The sequence below is a fragment of the Halioglobus sp. Uisw_031 genome, assembly GCF_047729875.1.
Taxonomy (GTDB): Bacteria; Pseudomonadota; Gammaproteobacteria; order Pseudomonadales; family Halieaceae; genus Marimicrobium.
On sequence record NZ_CP159826.1, the window covers coordinates 2502313 to 2519134 of the forward strand.

Genomic DNA, 16822 nt, shown 5'->3' on the forward strand with positions numbered 1-16822 from the left:
CCCTGCACGAATCGCTCAGCGCGTGGGGAAACTTCCGCCAGGGCCACCAGCACCTCCGGGGGGCATCATTCCGCCCAGACCACGCATCATCTTTTCCATGCCCCCGCCCTTCAGCTTCTTCATCATCTTCTGCATTTGCTTATGCTGCTTCAGGAGACGATTGAGATCCTGCACCTGAGTGCCAGATCCCTGGGTAATACGCCGCTTGCGGCTACCCTGAATCAGCTCAGGGTTGCGGCGTTCCTTGGGGGTCATGGAGTCGATCATAACCTCCATTCGTGTAAACATTTTCGTATCGACGTTCTGCTGCGCCACCTGGGCCATCTTGCCCATACCCGGCAATTTATCGAGCATGCCGGTTATCCCGCCCATATTATTCATTTGCTGCAACTGTTCACGGAAGTCTTCAAGGTCAAATTTCTTACCCTTTTTGATCTTGCGCGCCAGCTTGTCGGCTTTCTTTTTATCAACTTTACTCTCTACTTCCTCAATCAGGGAGAGTACGTCGCCCATCCCAAGGATGCGCGAAGCCAACCGGTCCGGATGAAAGGGGTCCAGCGCAGTGGTCTTCTCCCCCACACCAAGGAACTTGATCGGCTTACCGGTAATCGATCTGACTGACAGGGCCGCTCCACCGCGCGTATCCGCATCGACCTTGGTCAGTATCACACCGGTCAGCGGCAGCGCCTCATCGAACGCCTTTGCTGTAGTGGCCGCATCCTGGCCTGTCATCGCATCCACCACAAACAGGGTCTCCACCGGCTTTACCGCCGCATGCAACTCACCGATCTCAGCCATCATGTCCGCGTCAACCGCTAACCGGCCCGCGGTATCGACGATCAGCACATCACTGAATTTAATTCTGGCATGCGCCAAAGCCGCCTGCACAATCGCCACTGGCTTTTGCCCAATGTCGCTGGGGAAAAAATCCACGCCGACTTCTTCTGCCAGCACTTCCAGCTGCCTGATCGCAGCGGGCCTGTATACGTCAGCACTGACAACCGTGACCTTCTTCTTGTCCCGCTCCTTGAGCAACCTTGCCAGCTTGGCGACTGTCGTGGTTTTACCCGCGCCCTGAAGGCCTGCCATCATAATGACCGCTGGGGGCGTGGTAGCCAGATTCAGCCCTTCATTGGCTGAACCCATCGTGGCCTCAAGTTCGGACTGCACAATCTTGAGAAATGCCTGGCCGGGGCTGAGACTCTGCATCACGTCTTCACCCAGCGCGCGCTCCTTGACAGCGTCTACAAAGTCCTTGACCACTGGCATCGCAACATCGGCCTCTAACAGGGCCATACGCACTTCACGCATCGTGTCTTGGATATTCTCCTCATTCAGCCGCGCCTTCCCCGAAACGGTGCGCAGGCTGTGGGACAATCGATCACTCAAACTCTCAAACATCTATATCTCCGGGGCCACTAAAGACCGAGGCGGCAATTGCTATTGATTCTACTGTGACAAGTCGGTACAAAGGGCGCAGTATACTTTACTCCGGCCCAAGCCCCAAACCGATGTCAATTTCATTACTCGCCCCGCTCTGCGCACTGCTGTATCTGGCCGCCACCGGCCTGCAATTGCTGCGCCTGTCGCAACAGCACAAGCAACTCGGTCGCGGTGTCTTTGCACTCGGTCTGTTTGCGCTCGCATCGCATACACTTATCGTCTGGAAAATTGTGTTTCCCGGCGAGGGTGTCGACTTGGGGTTCTTCAAAGTTGCCGCGCTGATTTCTCTGGTGATCAACCTGGCCTGCGTCACATCTTTGACCCGTAGGCCATTACAGAACTTACTGATCGTGCTATTCCCGCTGTCGGCCCTGACCGTACTGGTAGCCACTTTTGCACCCGACACAACGCCGCTTCTGAGCCATCTTAGTGGCGGGATGGTATTACACATTAGCAGTTCAATCTTGGCCTACGCGATACTCACACTAGCGGCCATTCAGGCCACAGTACTTGCCCTACAGGACCATCAACTGAAGAATCGACACACCCGTGGAATTATCCAAGTGTTACCGCCACTACAACTGATGGAAGCTATGTTATTTGAACTTCTGTGGATTGGTGTGGCTCTGCTGACGATCGCTATCGCTTCAGGCGTTGTATTTATTGACGATATTTTCACCCAAAGCTTAGTGCACAAGACGGCCCTGACCATCGCCGCCTGGTTGCTATTTTCCACATTGTTGTGGGGACATTACCAGCTGGGATGGCGCAGCAATACTGCTGTGCGCTTTACGCTTGTGGGCTTTGGGCTGTTGGTGCTGGCTTTTTTCGGCTCCAAGTTGGTGTTAGAAGTGATCTTGCACCGTGCCTGATCCATTGCTAAAAAAGACAATGGGGCTTGCTCCGCCGCTGGTTTTTCTACAAGATGGCGATCGCTCTTTTCTACGAGGTTCAAACCGGCTTTGAACGACGCACCGCTGGGTTTATTGTTTTCAATTCTTGCTCTACTCGTCATTCTCTCGGCCTTCTTCTCCAGTGCAGAAACCGCGATGATGTCGCTCAATCGTCATAAATTGAAGCACCTGCAGAAAAACAAGATCGGAGGCGCTATTCGTGCCGGAAAATTACTGGATCGTCCAGACCGCTTGATTGGCTTGATCCTGATCGGCAACAACCTGGTCAACATTTTCGCCTCAGCCGTCGCAACAGTCATCTCCATTCGACTGTGGGGAGATGCCGGCGTCTACATCGCCACAGGCGCACTGACAGTGGTCATTCTTGTTTTTGCTGAAGTCACGCCAAAAACGATTGCGGCACTGCACCCAGAAAGGGTGGCATTCCCTGCGAGCGTGATATTGCTCCCGCTAATGACACTCATGAGCCCTGTCGTTGCAATGGTTAACGCAGTGACCAATAGGTTGTCGCGACTGCTCGGCTTTGATCCAAAGAAAGAGGCCTATGAACACGTGTCCGCTGATGAGTTGCGGACCATCGTAACCGACGCCGGCAAGTTAATTCCTGCAAGGCACAGGGAATTATTGATCAACATCATGGATCTGGTGCAGGTGTCGGTCGATGACATTATGGTGCCTCGCAATGAAGTGTACGGCATTAATCTCGACAACACCGACCAAGAGATACTGCTTAAGATTCAATCGACCGCGCACACGCGGTTGCCGGTCTGGCGCGATGACATCAACAACATCATTGGCGTGCTGCACATGCGCAGCATCAGTCGTGTAGTGAACGGTCTGACACTGGACCGGATCGCACTGGAACGAGAGATGGAAAAACCGTATTTTGTTCCAGAGAGCACGCCCCTGCATACTCAGCTCATTAATTTCCAGGAAATGAAAAAACCGCTGGCTGTCGTTGTTGACGAATATGGCGAAGTGCGAGGCGTGGTCGCACTGGGAGACATTTTAGAGGAAATCGTCGGCGACTTTACTTCCAATATGGCTGAAACAACAGAGAGTATTCTGTTGGAACGCGATGGCAGTTACATCATCGATGGCACAGAGAATATTCGCGACATCAATAAAACGCTTGGGTGGGCTCTGCCCAAAGATGGCCCGAAAACGCTAAGCGGCCTAATACTGGAATATCTGGAGTCGTTCCCCGCTGCCCCTGCGGGGCTGACCATAGGCAACTACCGTCTGGAAATTCTCGAACTTGAAGGGAATGTTGTGCGGTCGGTGAGGGCTCAACCTCTCGTCTGATTCACCGAAATTCTGTCCGCGACGGTGCACTCCAAATCATCCAAGACTCCACGAACACATACATTTACAGAAGTCGGATAGTGGTGCTTGCCTGACAGCGCTCACGTGCAAGACGCAATACTTCCTGTTTTTGCTCATTGGTGGACATAAACCAGTCGGTGATTTCCTCCGCAGAGCGGTAACACCCCATACAGATGTCATTCTCGTCCAAAGCACATATCGAAATGCAAGGTGATTTCGAATCATCAATGCTCATTCCTGCTCCTTGAGATGTGCACTATAAAGTTGACCGTTGCGAATGTAATGATCTGCACTGTAGATCAAGCCCAGTTGCTGCTCCTGAGATAACTGGGACTTAATTTTAGCAGGCGATCCTAACACAAGAGAACCGTCGGGAATTTCCATACCCTCCGTCACCAATGCATTGGCGCCTATCAGACAGCCTTTTCCTACCTTCGCCCCGTTAAGAACGACAGCATTGATACCCACCAGTGAGCCATCTCCAATGGTGCAGCCATGCAACATCGCATTGTGACCCACCGTTACGTTCTTCCCCACTGTCAGCGGGAAACCCGGATCCGCGTGCATCACCGTACCGTCTTGGATATTACTACCCGCCCCCACCTCAATACGATCAGCATCACCGCGCAGCACGCAACTGAACCATACACTGGCGTTCTCATGCAAAATGACATCACCGATAACCACTGCATTTGGTGCAATAAAATGTCCTTCACCCACCAGCGTCACTTGTTTATCACCCAGACTGTATTTCATGGTTGTTGTTTCCAATCGCGCTGCAAATCAAAACCCGCATCGTAGGCGACATTGGCCAGCAGCGCCAGTATAGCCGCGGTGACACCCCAAATATTGTCCTTGCCCACTTGATAATGCGGCACACGGCAAGACTCGCTGCCATAAGACATCGTTTTCAGGCGAAATATAGCGGGATCGCCAAAAACAGCCAGTGGCACAAAAAATACGCTATCAAATTCGCCAGGATCAACCACTAAGTCAGGGGCGGCAGGCACACTGGCTACACAGGGGAAGACTTCAAAGCCAGTCCGCGTCATCAGCGGCTCTAACTCTCCCAACGGCTGAATCATTCCCAATGACAGGCCGACTTCCTCCATCGCTTCACGTGTTGCAGTCTCCCAAGGCGAGAGGTCTTCCACCTCGCGCTTACCGCCGGCAAAGGCGATTTCTCCGGGGTGCAGTGCCAGATGCATCGCGCGGCGACCCAGCAACACACGAGGCTCAGTTTCTTCAGTAAGCGCCACCAGAACAGCAGCCTGTGGCCACTGACCTTCTCCCAACGGTCGCTTCCAGGCCTTTTTATACAGCGGTAGACCTGCGTCGACACGCCGCAACAGCGCAGTAGAATGGATCATGAGTGTGGCAACTCAGTGGCCAACACAACAACATCCCAGGCGGGCTGTTCGTAAGGATGGGCATCCAGCAGTGCTGCTACTGCAGCTCGGATACATTCAGCCTCACACACCAATTCCACTCGATACTCCGCCACCGTTTTACGCTCGCCCTGTTGGCCCAAAAAAGGGCTACTGCCCTGCAAAGGCCGAAATTCTCCCTCACCAAGCACCTGCCAGCAGCATCTGTCGTAAGTTCCAATCCGCCCTCCCCCAACTGCAAAAACAGCGGCCTTAACCTGCTCTACATGAGATTCTGGCACATAGAAGCACAGTTTATACATTACACACCCCGTGCCTGCCGCACATAAAATTCCTGGGAAAATTGCTCCAGAACACCGTCGTCAATTGCAGTGCGAATCGCCGCCATGTGCTGCTGATAAAAATGCAGATTATGAACAGTGTTCAGCTGGGAACCAAGAATCTCGTTGCACTTATCCAGGTGATGCAGATACGCACGGCTAAAATTCTGACAGGTATAACAATCGCACTCCACATCAAGTGGCAACGTGCTTGTCTTGTGACAGGCATTGCGCAGTTTAAGCGACCCGTGCGAGGTAAACAGATTGCCGTTACGGGCGTTACGCGTAGGCATTACACAGTCGAACAAATCAATTCCCCGTCTCACCCCCTCCAACAGATCTGCAGGTGTTCCGACGCCCATTAGATAACGCGGCTTATCAACGGGCAAAATAGGACCCAGGGTATCGAGCACACTGAGCATCTCGTCTTTAGGTTCTCCAACCGACAACCCACCGATGGCATAACCGTCAAAACCGATATCGACCAGCCCAGCGAGAGATTCCCGACGCAATTGCGGATACATTCCGCCCTGCACAATACCAAACAGCGAGGCCAAACTAGCTCCATGCGCAGACTTGCTGCGCAGCGCCCAGCGCAGGGACAGCTCCATCGACTGTCGCGCCTCTGTTTCAGTCGCCGGATAGGGCGTACATTCATCAAAGATCATGACAATATCCGAGCCCAAACTGCGCTGGATCTGCATCGACGTCTCGGGATCCAGGAAAACCTTAGCGCCATCAACCGGTGACTGGAATGCGACACCAGCCTCTGAAATTTTTCGCATAGCACCCAGACTGAAAACCTGGAACCCGCCTGAATCTGTCAGAATAGGCCCATTCCAACCCATAAAATCATGCAGATCCCCATGCTGCTCGATGATCGCGGTCCCCGGACGCAACCACAGATGGAAGGTGTTACCCAAAATGATCTCGGAACCCGTGGCGCGTATGTCCCGCGGCGACATGCCCTTAACAGTACCGTAAGTCCCAACCGGCATAAACGCAGGGGTTTCTACTTTGCCGCGCGGAAACACTAAACGTCCACGTCTGGCCGAACCATCGTTGCCTAACTGCTCAAACTGCATATCACAATGGCCGCTCATGGTTAACTCTGATCCTTCTGTTCACTCGTGATAAACATGGCGTCACCGTAACTAAAAAAGCGGTACTCCTCCTCTATGGCCTTCAAATATGCCGCCATTATAGTCTCCCTACCTGCAAAGGCACTCACCAACATCAGCAGTGTTGATTCAGGCAAATGAAAGTTGGTAACAATGGCGTCTACACTATGAAAACGATATCCAGGGTAAATAAAAATGTTGGTGTCCCCAACGAAGGGCTGTATCTCGCCGGTGGCCATACTAGCAGACTCCAGCGAGCGCACAGCTGTTGTACCCACCGCAATGACTCGACCTCCACGCGCTCGTGTTTCTCGTACCGCTGCACACACGACCTCACTCAACTCGACAAATTCACTGTGCATCACATGTCGTTCGATGTCTTCTTCTCGCACTGGCTGGAACGTACCCGCGCCGACATGCAGGGTCACGGCGACTCGTCTGACCCCAAGGGCGTCGATCTGTGCCAGTAAATCCTCGGTAAAATGCAAGCCCGCAGTAGGCGCAGCGACCGCACCTTCACGCGCAGCATAGACCGTCTGGTAACGGTCCTGATCAGCACTGTCATCCTCACGCTCAATATAGGGAGGCAGGGGCATATGGCCAATGTGCCGCAGAATATCGGCCAGCGCAGTGCTGCCCTCACAGGACACACAAAACAGATCCCCCTCACGCCCGGTGACAGCCAACTGAAAAGGCCCGGGGTCACACTCTGCCGTTTCACACAGATGAATAACCGACCCGGCCCGCGGAGATTTACTGGCTCGAATATGGGCCACAGCGGTGTGTGAACCCGTCAGCCGTTCAATCAGAATCTCCACTTTGCCGCCGGTGACTTTTTGTCCCCATAACCTAGCGGGGATCACCCGAGTGTCATTAAAGACGAGTAAATCGTTAGAATTCAGAAAATCAGGCAGCTCGTAAAAACGCTGATGACGGACGGCTCCTTTAGCACCGTCCAGCACCAAAAGCCTGCTCGCACTGCGCTCAGACAGCGGGTGCTGGGCGATCAATTGCGGGGGCAAAAGGTAATTGAAGTCGCTGCGTTTCATGGATAAAAAAGCCGGCGCTGGGCCGGCTCTGAGAAGCAAGCCCGGAAGCTTACTTCTCTTCTTCCTCGGCAGGAGCTGCTTCAGCAGGCGCTTCTTCTGCAGCAGGCGCTTCTTCTACAACAGCAGCCTCCTCTTCAGCGGGCGCTTCTTCGACAGCAGCCTCTGCTAGAGCGGTTTCTTCCACTGGCGCCTCAACAACGGCCTCTTCTTCAACCACAGGCTTAGCAGGCAGTGTGACTTTGATCAAGTCTTCTGCCAACAGGATACGTGCCTTTTCTTCGCCATTAACGGCCTTTTTATTGGCATCTTTAACAGCGTAACGCTCGTCACCACGTTTGTAGATGCTGTATTCAGCCGTTTTTTTAACTAATTTCATCGCCATGCTCTTTTCTCCCTAGATACTCAGATTAATCGCGCCACTGTGAGCGACATTCATAGATTCAGTTCACATCGGAACCGGCGGGCAGTGTACAGGCAAAATTTCCTAAGGTTAAGGAAATTTATTGAAGTTTCATTTTAGATTGTTATACTCGCGCGCTCTGCAGGGAGCTTCGTCTATAGTGGCGTCATCCCAGCCCTCTTTGCCGGAGTGGTGAAATTGGTAGACACGTCGGATTCAAAATCCGATTCTCGCAAGAGAGTGCCGGTTCAAGTCCGGCCTTCGGTACCAAGCAACGTATAGCCCTTTATTCAAAGGGTTTGCCGCAACTGTGATTATGAGTTGGCACAAAAATTTCCTACTCAAACCCTCTGGTTCTTACTTCCGTTATATCATCCGTCCCTGCCACAGACCGCTGCTTTTAACCAAGGAGCTACGGCATACTCTCAACACATCGTCCCGCAGACTGGCTAGCAAACCTGCTAGAGCCGTAGCTGTTGCAGTTGAATCACTACTAGAGAGATTGGCAAGGACGCGATTGGTGCTAACCGACAAACAGATCAGGGAAACCATACGGCAGTATGTCGAAGAAGCGAGTGAGCAGTTCTACGAAGAACACCTAACGATCGACGCCAGAGACCGTGAAGGCAACATTGACTTCCTCGAGAGCCAAGTGAGCGGCTTACATCATGTGCTAGCCCGCTCCAACTTCACAGGTGATCAGCACGTGGTGGCTGGTTGATTCCTGCAATGATAAAACTTAGGGAAATCCCCATTTATAATACCCATTAGAGCGCGTATCGCATTTACCCGCTAAAATATTACATAACTATATAATGACTGCGAATTTACTACTGCTAGCCGTTTTCTCAACTGCTGCTTTGAAGCAGGCGCAGACTGATGTTACGCATGGCTTCGAGAATGGAACACCATCTGATGCAGAGGAGATGGACGTATGAGGTTCGAAAAAACCATAAAACTAACTTTTGCTGTAATTGGAATTCTTTTTTTGCTATCAGCTTTATCTGTACTTCATTACTCCCATGGGAGTACAGAGAACCTGTTATATTTCGATTCATGGAGAGTCACCGAGAAGCTTAGGACAGGGGCACCGATAAACGCGTATTTCTTCCACAACGAGCATACATTTACTTTTCCGACTGCTGTCTTATGGCTAGACACCCAGTTAAGTAGCGGTAATCTTAGTCTATTGCACAACATCGTCTATAGCGCACAGTTCATCATTTTTGGACTTTTGTTGTGCATATTGCGGCGCCAAAGAGGATTAGGACTAGGGGTTTTTAGCACTGTAGCAAGCGCCTCATTACTAATGACGCTGTGGCTTTCAATGTCAAATCAGACCGCCTTTACATACCCAATGCTGGATGTAATGGCGGCTGCGTGCTTATTGTCTATTCTTGCATTTGCAGTGCTGCTTGGCGAGTTACTGCAGGGTACACATGGTCGAGTAAACGAGACTCTACTGAGCTTGATAACTGTATTCGTGGCAGCATTGGGGTTTTTTTCATTAGAAACATTTATTATTGTTCTGGCAGTGGGTACGTTAGAGTGCTATTCACGCAAGAGGTGGTCGTTATTGACTCTGTTATCTTTGCTCATCATAGCGTGTGTCTTGTTTTACTTTAACCACCTTTCCTCATCACTAGGTCGTAAATCATCCGTATCTGCAGTTAATTTCGAAGTGGTGTTCTCAAATAGTTTGAAACAGCTTAGTGGACACGTCTATCATTTTTTCCTCGAAAAAAACTTTGACCGCACCTCGGCCGGCTACCTCGCAATTGCCTATTCGTTAGCCCAGCTAGCCGTTATCCTGCTTTCATTACAGAGTATTTACCATTACAGATACGATTTGAGGTTGCATCAAAGATTTGCCATTTACGCAACTTCATTTGCCGCAGTCTCAATTTTTTCTGCAGTATGGCTGAGATTTTCAACCAGCCCGGATATTCCTCCAGTCCCTCGATACATTTGGTACGCAACAATACTCAACTGGGCAAGTCTTCTATTAGCTTTTGAACTGGTGAAAAATGATACTAGACTTATCCGAAATTTTTCCATCGCATTTATTTTTATAAATGTCGTGTTTATAGCTTTAGATTTTGGTGTATCACACCCCAGTGAAAAGATTATTAAATCGAGAGCGGAAATGGCTGTGTATGCCCTTTCTCCGGGAGATGAAAGAGGCCTAGGGCCAAGCAGCGAGGTACGAGGAAAGATCCTTCGGGAGATACAATATCAGTACTTGAAAAAGAATAAATTATCAGTCTTTTCTCACGAGGGTTTGAGTTTTTTAGATCATCCTATAACCTCACTCACCAGACGTGATGGGCGCTGCGAAATATTGAAAGTAAACCGCTCTGCAAGGTATAAAAACTCTGTGATGGGTATCGAACTGACGGGGGATTTTGACATTGCGTCTGGATATTTTTTACTGATCGGAGATGATGATTTAGTTAAAAGCTTTAGCTTTGTCGGCAAGCCAAAATACAGCGATAGAAAGCACACTGCGCTATTTAGTGTGAAGAGCGAAACCGTAAATCCTAAAATAATTTATCTGGAAACGCAGGATAAAAACTATGTCATGTGCAGCACCTAGCAGACGCCTAGAACCGCCTACGAACCATAGGGTAAATAAAGAGGGCTACTACATCCACATTGATTAGGAGCTCACCGACATGGCTGGCTTGGAAGCATATCATCCAGATATGAAGTGGGAGCGCATGGAGCTAGCCAAGGGTATGGGACTGTCTGAAAACCACCAGGAGTACATCCTTGAGCTAGAACACAAGATGCTCACTAAACACCAACCCATCAGCAACAGTGTAAGGGCAGCAACGTCCAATGGCTGGATGGAAGCGCTTAAGCATAGAACACCGTTACGAGGTGGTGGCTTCCGTTCTAAATCATATGTAGTCAGCCCATCGTCGCACTACAACGGCTGGCCCTTGCTCTTAAACAATCATTTGGAAGTGTTGGAGCTACCCAATGGTCACCACCTGACGCGCACAGACTTGTCGGTGCTCAACATGTTTGTCCAAGGCTTATCACGTAAGGTTATCGCACATGGCACGCAGTCAACGGTTAAGAGCGTGGAGAATCGCTTAGCAAAGATCAAAGACAAGCTCACACCTGAAGGAGAGCGAGCTCACGGCTTGGCCCAGCTCCTAGTGCTGCATCGTCTAATGCCTTTTCTCATGGCGACCAATGATTGGTTTGCGCTCGAAACTGAATTCACACAGCACGTAGCGCACACGAGTTAATCAGGGGCATTTCCCTGCTCTGCGGGGGCTCTTGCACCCTGTGACACCAAGCAAAAACAACCTATTCTTTGCCCTCTCTCGCAGAGTCACTCAGCAGTCTTCTATGCATACATATCTATCGATTACGGATGATGTTCCCAATGACCCGCACTACAACAGCACCACAGCGTGGCGTAGTCGCCTCATTCGCACTCTTGCTCATTTCGATGCTGTCGGCTCAGGCATTGGCGCAAACATTTGATTTCGATGGCATCACCTATTACGTCAACCCCTTCACGATCGCGACTGATGTCGAAGTAAGGGGCCGTGCATCGCGCAACACTACAAGGGATATAGTGATTCCTGCCACTGTTGTGGATAGCGGGACAACCTATAGCGTTACGAGCGTTGGATTTCAGGCTTTTCGCGCCAACGGCCTCACCAGCGAGACCTTTCCAGAGTTCATGACGCTCATTAAGGGGGGTGCTTTTCGCTCCGATTTCATAACCAGCGTGACCTTTCCAGACAGCATGACGCTCATTGAGAATGCTGCTTTCTTCGACAACAGCGCCCTCACCAGCGCCGCCTTTTTAAGAGATTTCGGAATATTCAAGCTCGCAATGTTTACCGTCACTCCCAAGCTAGCGAGCATCACCTATGCTCAAGGCGCTACGGGATGGGATGACGTAACCTTTACGCCTAGCACTGGCCTAACAGGAAGTGTCACCGCGGAAGCAGTAGCCCCTCCAGCGACAGCCACACCAGTTCCTGTAAGCCCACTGCGGCCACTGGGCATCATGGCTATCTTGCTGTCACTAGTGGCTGTCAGGAAGCCTCCGTCCTGAGTAGGTCCACTCGGCCAATGCGATACACAGCGGCTCCTCCGGGGCCGTTTTGTTGTGAGGCGTCACTACGTGCATGGTTTATAGTTGAGCAGTAGCAACACCAGCAACAGCTAACTCTCCGCGCCATATTCTCCGCCATTCGCTTATACCACTGACGGGTTATAACAGGTTGCAGTGATGGCCACAGGCATCGATGCAGTTTATCCTCGGCGTCATCAGGCGCTGGCGCGGCAGCTGAAGCAGGCAGGCTGCCTCGTGACGGAGTTTCCTCCAGGTACGCCTCCGCTGCGGCAAAATTTTCCCAAACGCAATCGTATTATCAGCGGTCTATCCTTGGGGGTGCTGGTTGTTGAGGCGGCTTGAACAAACACAGCGCTAGCTCAAGGAAACTCCTAGCCTCAATAGAAGCACAGGCAGGGCAAGGCGCTGGAAACCTAATCAGATAGGCCCCATAAGACTACACCGATAAAGCCGAATAAATACACAAGGAAAACGATGAGTACTATCGCTGCTGACAGTTGTGCCACGAACTTTAGATATCTATTCATTGCACTGTCTCGCTCCCATAAGCTTCCGGTCGCTCTAGAGTACACCAGAGCACTGCTAGAATGCCCGTTCGTTAGAGCGTCAACTCCTCTAGCTGCTCGCACCACGTCCTCCGCTTGTCTAACCACTGGCAACCAATTGCCACAGCCCTAAAACGCCATCTACTCGCTCCTGCAGTATTAATGCTCTCAATACTACTATCGGCTCAGGCTTTGGCCTTTGATGTTGGTGGCCTGAGTTATACCATCTTAAATGCTACTGACGTCGAGGTAACGGGCCGCGCAGCGGGTAACACTGACACGGACATAGTGATTCCTGCCACTGTTGTGGATAGCGGAACGACCTACAGCGTGACGACCATTGGGGATCTTGCTTTCTTCGGCAACTTCCTCACCAGCGTGACCATCGGAAACAGCGTTACGACCATTGGGGATGGTGCTTTCTTCACCAACTTCCTCACCAGCGTGATTATTCCAGACAGCGTGACGACCATTGGGGATTTTGCTTTCTCAGGCCCGACAGCCAGCCTCACCAGCCTGACCATTGGAAACAGCGTGACGACCATTGGGGAGGCTGCTTTCTACAACAACGCCCTCACGAGCGTGACTATTCCAGACAGCGTTACGACCATTGGGCAATATGCTTTCGGCGGCAACGCCCTCACCAGCGCGGCCTTTGGGGGCAACTTTGGTGACTTTCAACTCAACATGTTCGATGTCAATCTCAACCTAACGACGATCACCTACTGTGAAGGGACAACGGGTTGGCCGCAGGACTTTCGCAATGGCTCGACCACGATCACAGCGACGTCGATAGTTTGCTCGCCACCGGACGCCCCGACCATAGACTCGATAACGCCAGGCGCCGGTCAGCTTACCGTCGCCTTTACCCCGGGGACTGACAATGGCTCGCCGACTTACAGCTACAGGGCCTCCTGCCTCGGTGTCGGTGTCTTGAGGCGGGTAAACGTAGATGGCGCCGCGTCACCTATTACAGTCACCTCGCTTTACAATGACGACACGTATGAGTGTTTTGTAACAGCGACGAACAGTATAGGAACGAGTCCCGCATCTGCAACGAGTGAACCATTCGTTGTCGGGGCCCCAGCCACTGTCGTGCCTCCGCCTTCCGGCACGCCGCCACCGTCCACCGGCACACCGCCGTCTAGCGCAACGCCTGTCCCAACTAGCCCACTGTGGCTACTGGGCATCATGGCAGGACTGCTGTCGCTGGTGGCTGTCAGGAAGCTGCGTAAAGTCTGAGTAAGCTCGCTCGGCGAATGCAATAAACAGCGGCTCCTTCGGGGGCCGTTTTGCTGTCAGGTATTCCTCCCCCCACCTGGCCCCTGTGGTGCGCAAAAGGGGCTTGTCTGGGTTGTACGTTTAGTGTCTCACTCGACCACAACAACACTGCTCTCAAGCCCGCAGCACCGATGCGACCCATCGGAATTCCTGTGTTATCCTCTGCCGCCAATAAACCACGGCAAGCTCTTGTTATGAAACTAACAGCACCACAGCGTGGCGTACTCGCCTCATTCGCATTCTTGCTTATTTCGATGCTATCGGCTCAGGCTCTGGCCTTTGATGTCGGTGGCTTCAGTTATTCTATCACCAGTGGGACGACTGTTGACGTAACGGGCCGTGCATCGGGTAACACTGACACTGATATAGTCATTCCTGCGACGGTTGCGGATGGCTCTACCACCTACAGTGTTACGAGCATTGGGCGTGATGCTTTCCAATACAATGCCCTCACCAGCGTGATTATTCCAGACAGCGTGACGACCATTGGTGGTCAGGCGTTCTTGAGCAACGCCCTCACCAGCGTGACTATTCCAGACAGCGTGACGACCATTGAGTCCTCTGCTTTTGCCGTCAACGACCTCACCAGTGTGACGATCGGGAACAGCGTTACGACCATTGTGGGTGCGGCTTTTCAGTACAACGTCCTCACCAGTGTGATTATTCCAGACAGCGTGACGACCATTGGTGAGCAGGCTTTCTTGAGCAACGCGCTCACCAGCGTGATTATTCCAGACAGCCTGAGTGCCATTGGGTCCCTTGCTTTTGACGGCAATGCCCTCACCAACGTGGCCTTTGAAGGCAACTTTCGCATGTTTGCGTCCAACACCTTCGAGAGCAATCCCAATTTAGCGACGATTACGTCTTGTGAAGACGCAAGGAATTGGCCGCAGACCTTTAGCGGCATAAGAACGACGCCGGTAGATTGCTCGCCTGCGCCAGCTCTGGCCTTTGATGTCGGTGGCTTCAGTTATTCTATCACCAGTGGGACGACTGTTGACGTAACGGGCCGTGCATCGGGTAACACTGACACTGATATAGTCATTCCTGCGACGGTTGCGGATGGCTCTACCACCTACAGTGTTACGAGCATTGGGCGTGATGCTTTCCAATACAATGCCCTCACCAGCGTGATTATTCCAGACAGCGTGACGACCATTGGTGGTCAGGCGTTCTTGAGCAACGCCCTCACCAGCGTGACTATTCCAGACAGCGTGACGACCATTGAGTCCTCTGCTTTTGCCGTCAACGACCTCACCAGTGTGACGATCGGGAACAGCGTTACGACCATTGTGGGTGCGGCTTTTCAGTACAACGTCCTCACCAGTGTGATTATTCCAGACAGCGTGACGACCATTGGTGAGCAGGCTTTCTTGAGCAACGCGCTCACCAGCGTGATTATTCCAGACAGCCTGAGTGCCATTGGGTCCCTTGCTTTTGACGGCAATGCCCTCACCAACGTGGCCTTTGAAGGCAACTTTCGCATGTTTGCGTCCAACACCTTCGAGAGCAATCCCAATTTAGCGACGATTACGTCTTGTGAAGACGCAAGGAATTGGCCGCAGACCTTTAGCGGCATAAGAACGACGCCGGTAGATTGCTCGCCTGCGCCAGCTCTGGCCTTTGATGTCGGTGGCTTCAGTTATTCTATCACCAGTGGGACGACTGTTGACGTAACGGGCCGTGCATCGGGTAACACTGACACTGATATGGTCATTCCTGCGACGGTTGCGGATGGCTCTACCACCTACAGTGTTACGAGCATTGGGCGTGATGCTTTCCAATACAATGCCCTCACCAGCGTGATTATTCCAGACAGCGTGACGACCATTGGTGGTCAGGCGTTCTTGAGCAACGCCCTCACCAGCGTGACTATTCCATCCAGCGTTACGACCATTGAGGTAGCTGCTTTCTCCGACAACGCCCTCACCAGCGCGCACTTTGGGGGCAACTTTGGTGACTTTCAACTCAACACGACAGGCAGCGGCTCCACCGAAAGAGAAGCTATGTTCGATGTCAATCCCAACCTGACGACGATCACCTACTGTGAAGGGACAACGGGTTGGCCGCAGGACTTTAGCAATGGCTCGACCACGATCACAGCGACGTCGATAGTTTGCTCGCCACCGGACGCCCCGACCATAGACTCGATAACGCCAGGCGCCGGTCAGCTTACCGTCGCCTTTACCCCGGGGATTGACAATGGCTCGCCAGCTTCCAGCTACACAGCCTCCTGCCTCCGTGTGGTGGGTTCGGGGCGGGTTCGGGTAAACGTAGTTGGCCCCACGTCACCTATTACAGTCACCTCGCTTTACAATGACGACACGTATGAGTGTTTTGTAACAGCGACGAACATTATAGGAACGAGTCCCGCATCTGCAACGAGTGAACCATTCGTTGTCGGGGGCCCAGACACCGTCGCGCCTCCGCCTTCCGGCACGCCGCCGTCTAGCGCCACGCCTGTCCCAACTAGCCCACTGTGGCTCTTGGGCATTATGGCGGGTTTGCTGTCGCTGGTGGGCATCAGGAAGCTTCGTAAAGTCTGAGTAAGCTCGCTCGACTAATGCAACACACAGCGGCTCCTTCGGGAGTCGTTTTGCTGTCAGGCGCTCCAGCTTGCATACTGTCAGTCGATCAAGGCTGTTACCCTAACGACAGCTCTCTCCGCGCCGCTATTCCATCCCCCGTCAGCGTGGTACACTTTTTGGTACACATTTCCTTCTGAGTTGTCACTATAGGCTGTATGGCTGGGTTATGCGGGGGTTAGGGTTCAAGTCCGGCCTTCGGTACCATTATTTTTATAGGACATTTCTCATTTTTTCTGACTTTACTCGCAAAAAAAGCGGGAAAGAAGTGGGCTATTGTTTTATGGCGTTTTTAAACTGAGAATCGGTGAAATTTATACTCCGCTATCCCTGTAACCGTCAGTA

At 52.0% G+C, this 16822-nt stretch carries 17 protein-coding genes and 1 tRNA gene; 10 read left to right on the top strand and 8 right to left on the bottom strand.

What is annotated here, in order from left to right:
- Positions 1 to 15 precede the first annotated feature (15 nt).
- The gene (gene ffh, locus ABXT62_RS11335; protein ID WP_415355400.1) at positions 16 to 1401 is read right to left on the bottom strand and encodes a signal recognition particle protein; all 1386 of its coding nucleotides are present in this window, start codon (positions 1399 to 1401) and stop codon (positions 16 to 18) included.
- Positions 1402 to 1511: 110 nt separating this feature from the next.
- Here ffh and ABXT62_RS11340 point away from each other — a divergent pair, with 110 nt between their 5' ends.
- Both ABXT62_RS11340 and ABXT62_RS11345 read left to right on the top strand, forming a co-directional pair.
- A complete protein-coding gene (locus tag ABXT62_RS11340) occupies positions 1512 to 2315 on the top strand; it encodes an inner membrane protein YpjD (protein ID WP_415355401.1) in 804 nt (267 codons plus the stop codon).
- A 90-nt stretch (positions 2316 to 2405) separates the two neighbouring features.
- Positions 2406 to 3662: an HlyC/CorC family transporter gene (locus ABXT62_RS11345; protein ID WP_415355402.1), complete on the top strand. Its 1257-nt coding sequence runs from the start codon at positions 2406 to 2408 to the stop codon at positions 3660 to 3662.
- Between the two features lie 64 nt (positions 3663 to 3726).
- Here the strand turns inward: ABXT62_RS11345 and ABXT62_RS11350 are convergent, their stop codons facing one another.
- Genes ABXT62_RS11350 through ABXT62_RS11380 form a run of 7 tightly spaced genes read right to left on the bottom strand, consistent with a single transcriptional unit; the run spans position 3727 to position 7943 of the window.
- Positions 3727 to 3918: a DUF1289 domain-containing protein gene (locus ABXT62_RS11350; RefSeq protein ID WP_415355403.1), complete on the bottom strand. Its 192-nt coding sequence runs from the start codon at positions 3916 to 3918 to the stop codon at positions 3727 to 3729.
- Positions 3915 to 4439: a gamma carbonic anhydrase family protein gene (locus ABXT62_RS11355; protein ID WP_415355404.1), complete on the bottom strand. Its 525-nt coding sequence runs from the start codon at positions 4437 to 4439 to the stop codon at positions 3915 to 3917. Before ABXT62_RS11355 ends, ABXT62_RS11350 begins: the two co-directional genes overlap by 4 nt.
- On the bottom strand, positions 4436 to 5053 hold the full coding sequence (locus tag ABXT62_RS11360; RefSeq protein ID WP_415355405.1) for an NUDIX hydrolase: 618 nt from the start codon (positions 5051 to 5053) through the stop codon (positions 4436 to 4438). The genes ABXT62_RS11355 and ABXT62_RS11360 overlap by 4 nt, the downstream gene beginning before the upstream one ends.
- Entirely contained in the window at positions 5050 to 5373 is a 324-nt protein-coding gene (locus tag ABXT62_RS11365; RefSeq protein WP_415355406.1) for an NGG1p interacting factor NIF3, read from the bottom strand. The genes ABXT62_RS11360 and ABXT62_RS11365 overlap by 4 nt, the downstream gene beginning before the upstream one ends.
- Positions 5373 to 6494, bottom strand: coding sequence for a tRNA guanosine(34) transglycosylase Tgt (gene tgt, locus ABXT62_RS11370; protein ID WP_415355407.1), 1122 nt, complete (start codon positions 6492 to 6494; stop codon positions 5373 to 5375). Before tgt ends, ABXT62_RS11365 begins: the two co-directional genes overlap by 1 nt.
- A gap of 2 nt (positions 6495 to 6496) precedes the next feature.
- Positions 6497 to 7561: a tRNA preQ1(34) S-adenosylmethionine ribosyltransferase-isomerase QueA gene (gene queA, locus ABXT62_RS11375; protein ID WP_415355408.1), complete on the bottom strand. Its 1065-nt coding sequence runs from the start codon at positions 7559 to 7561 to the stop codon at positions 6497 to 6499.
- Between the two features lie 49 nt (positions 7562 to 7610).
- Complete coding sequence (locus ABXT62_RS11380; protein WP_415355409.1) at positions 7611 to 7943, bottom strand: hypothetical protein; 333 nt, start codon at positions 7941 to 7943, stop codon at positions 7611 to 7613.
- A 201-nt stretch (positions 7944 to 8144) separates the two neighbouring features.
- Between ABXT62_RS11380 and ABXT62_RS11385 the strand changes: the two genes are divergently transcribed.
- The 8 genes from ABXT62_RS11385 (at position 8145) to ABXT62_RS11420 (ending at position 16438) form a co-directional block, all read left to right on the top strand.
- Positions 8145 to 8231, top strand: a tRNA-Leu gene (locus ABXT62_RS11385).
- A 250-nt stretch (positions 8232 to 8481) separates the two neighbouring features.
- Positions 8482 to 8682, top strand: coding sequence for a hypothetical protein (locus tag ABXT62_RS11390; protein WP_415355410.1), 201 nt, complete (start codon positions 8482 to 8484; stop codon positions 8680 to 8682).
- A gap of 213 nt (positions 8683 to 8895) precedes the next feature.
- Positions 8896 to 10557 (top strand): hypothetical protein, encoded by a 1662-nt coding sequence (locus ABXT62_RS11395; protein WP_415355411.1) that lies wholly within the window; start codon positions 8896 to 8898, stop codon positions 10555 to 10557.
- Positions 10558 to 10636: 79 nt separating this feature from the next.
- Positions 10637 to 11221, top strand: a complete 585-nt coding sequence (locus ABXT62_RS11400) for a hypothetical protein (protein WP_415355412.1) — start codon at positions 10637 to 10639, stop codon at positions 11219 to 11221.
- Positions 11222 to 11361: 140 nt separating this feature from the next.
- Complete coding sequence (locus ABXT62_RS11405) at positions 11362 to 12045, top strand: leucine-rich repeat protein (protein ID WP_415355413.1); 684 nt, start codon at positions 11362 to 11364, stop codon at positions 12043 to 12045.
- A gap of 177 nt (positions 12046 to 12222) precedes the next feature.
- Positions 12223 to 12408: a DNA-processing protein DprA gene (locus ABXT62_RS11410; RefSeq protein ID WP_415355414.1), complete on the top strand. Its 186-nt coding sequence runs from the start codon at positions 12223 to 12225 to the stop codon at positions 12406 to 12408.
- 365 nt (positions 12409 to 12773) lie between these two features.
- The gene (locus tag ABXT62_RS11415) at positions 12774 to 13853 is read left to right on the top strand and encodes a fibronectin type III domain-containing protein (protein WP_415355415.1); all 1080 of its coding nucleotides are present in this window, start codon (positions 12774 to 12776) and stop codon (positions 13851 to 13853) included.
- A 233-nt stretch (positions 13854 to 14086) separates the two neighbouring features.
- Positions 14087 to 16438, top strand: coding sequence for a fibronectin type III domain-containing protein (locus tag ABXT62_RS11420; protein ID WP_415355416.1), 2352 nt, complete (start codon positions 14087 to 14089; stop codon positions 16436 to 16438).
- The last annotated feature ends 384 nt before the right edge of the window (positions 16439 to 16822 follow it).

Coding starts and splice junctions, on each gene's coding strand:
- ABXT62_RS11420 (WP_415355416.1), top strand. CDS start 14,087: ATGAAACTAACAGCACCACAGCGTGGCGTACTCGCCTCATTCGCATTC.
- ABXT62_RS11410 (WP_415355414.1), top strand. CDS start 12,223: ATGGCCACAGGCATCGATGCAGTTTATCCTCGGCGTCATCAGGCGCTG.
- queA (WP_415355408.1), bottom strand. CDS start 7,561: ATGAAACGCAGCGACTTCAATTACCTTTTGCCCCCGCAATTGATCGCC.
- ABXT62_RS11405 (WP_415355413.1), top strand. CDS start 11,362: ATGACCCGCACTACAACAGCACCACAGCGTGGCGTAGTCGCCTCATTC.
- ABXT62_RS11395 (WP_415355411.1), top strand. CDS start 8,896: ATGAGGTTCGAAAAAACCATAAAACTAACTTTTGCTGTAATTGGAATT.
- ABXT62_RS11360 (WP_415355405.1), bottom strand. CDS start 5,053: ATGATCCATTCTACTGCGCTGTTGCGGCGTGTCGACGCAGGTCTACCG.
- ABXT62_RS11365 (WP_415355406.1), bottom strand. CDS start 5,373: ATGTATAAACTGTGCTTCTATGTGCCAGAATCTCATGTAGAGCAGGTT.
- ffh (WP_415355400.1), bottom strand. CDS start 1,401: ATGTTTGAGAGTTTGAGTGATCGATTGTCCCACAGCCTGCGCACCGTT.
- ABXT62_RS11350 (WP_415355403.1), bottom strand. CDS start 3,918: ATGAGCATTGATGATTCGAAATCACCTTGCATTTCGATATGTGCTTTG.
- ABXT62_RS11400 (WP_415355412.1), top strand. CDS start 10,637: ATGGCTGGCTTGGAAGCATATCATCCAGATATGAAGTGGGAGCGCATG.
- ABXT62_RS11415 (WP_415355415.1), top strand. CDS start 12,774: ATGCTCTCAATACTACTATCGGCTCAGGCTTTGGCCTTTGATGTTGGT.
- ABXT62_RS11380 (WP_415355409.1), bottom strand. CDS start 7,943: ATGGCGATGAAATTAGTTAAAAAAACGGCTGAATACAGCATCTACAAA.
- ABXT62_RS11355 (WP_415355404.1), bottom strand. CDS start 4,439: ATGAAATACAGTCTGGGTGATAAACAAGTGACGCTGGTGGGTGAAGGA.
- ABXT62_RS11340 (WP_415355401.1), top strand. CDS start 1,512: ATGTCAATTTCATTACTCGCCCCGCTCTGCGCACTGCTGTATCTGGCC.
- tgt (WP_415355407.1), bottom strand. CDS start 6,494: ATGAGCGGCCATTGTGATATGCAGTTTGAGCAGTTAGGCAACGATGGT.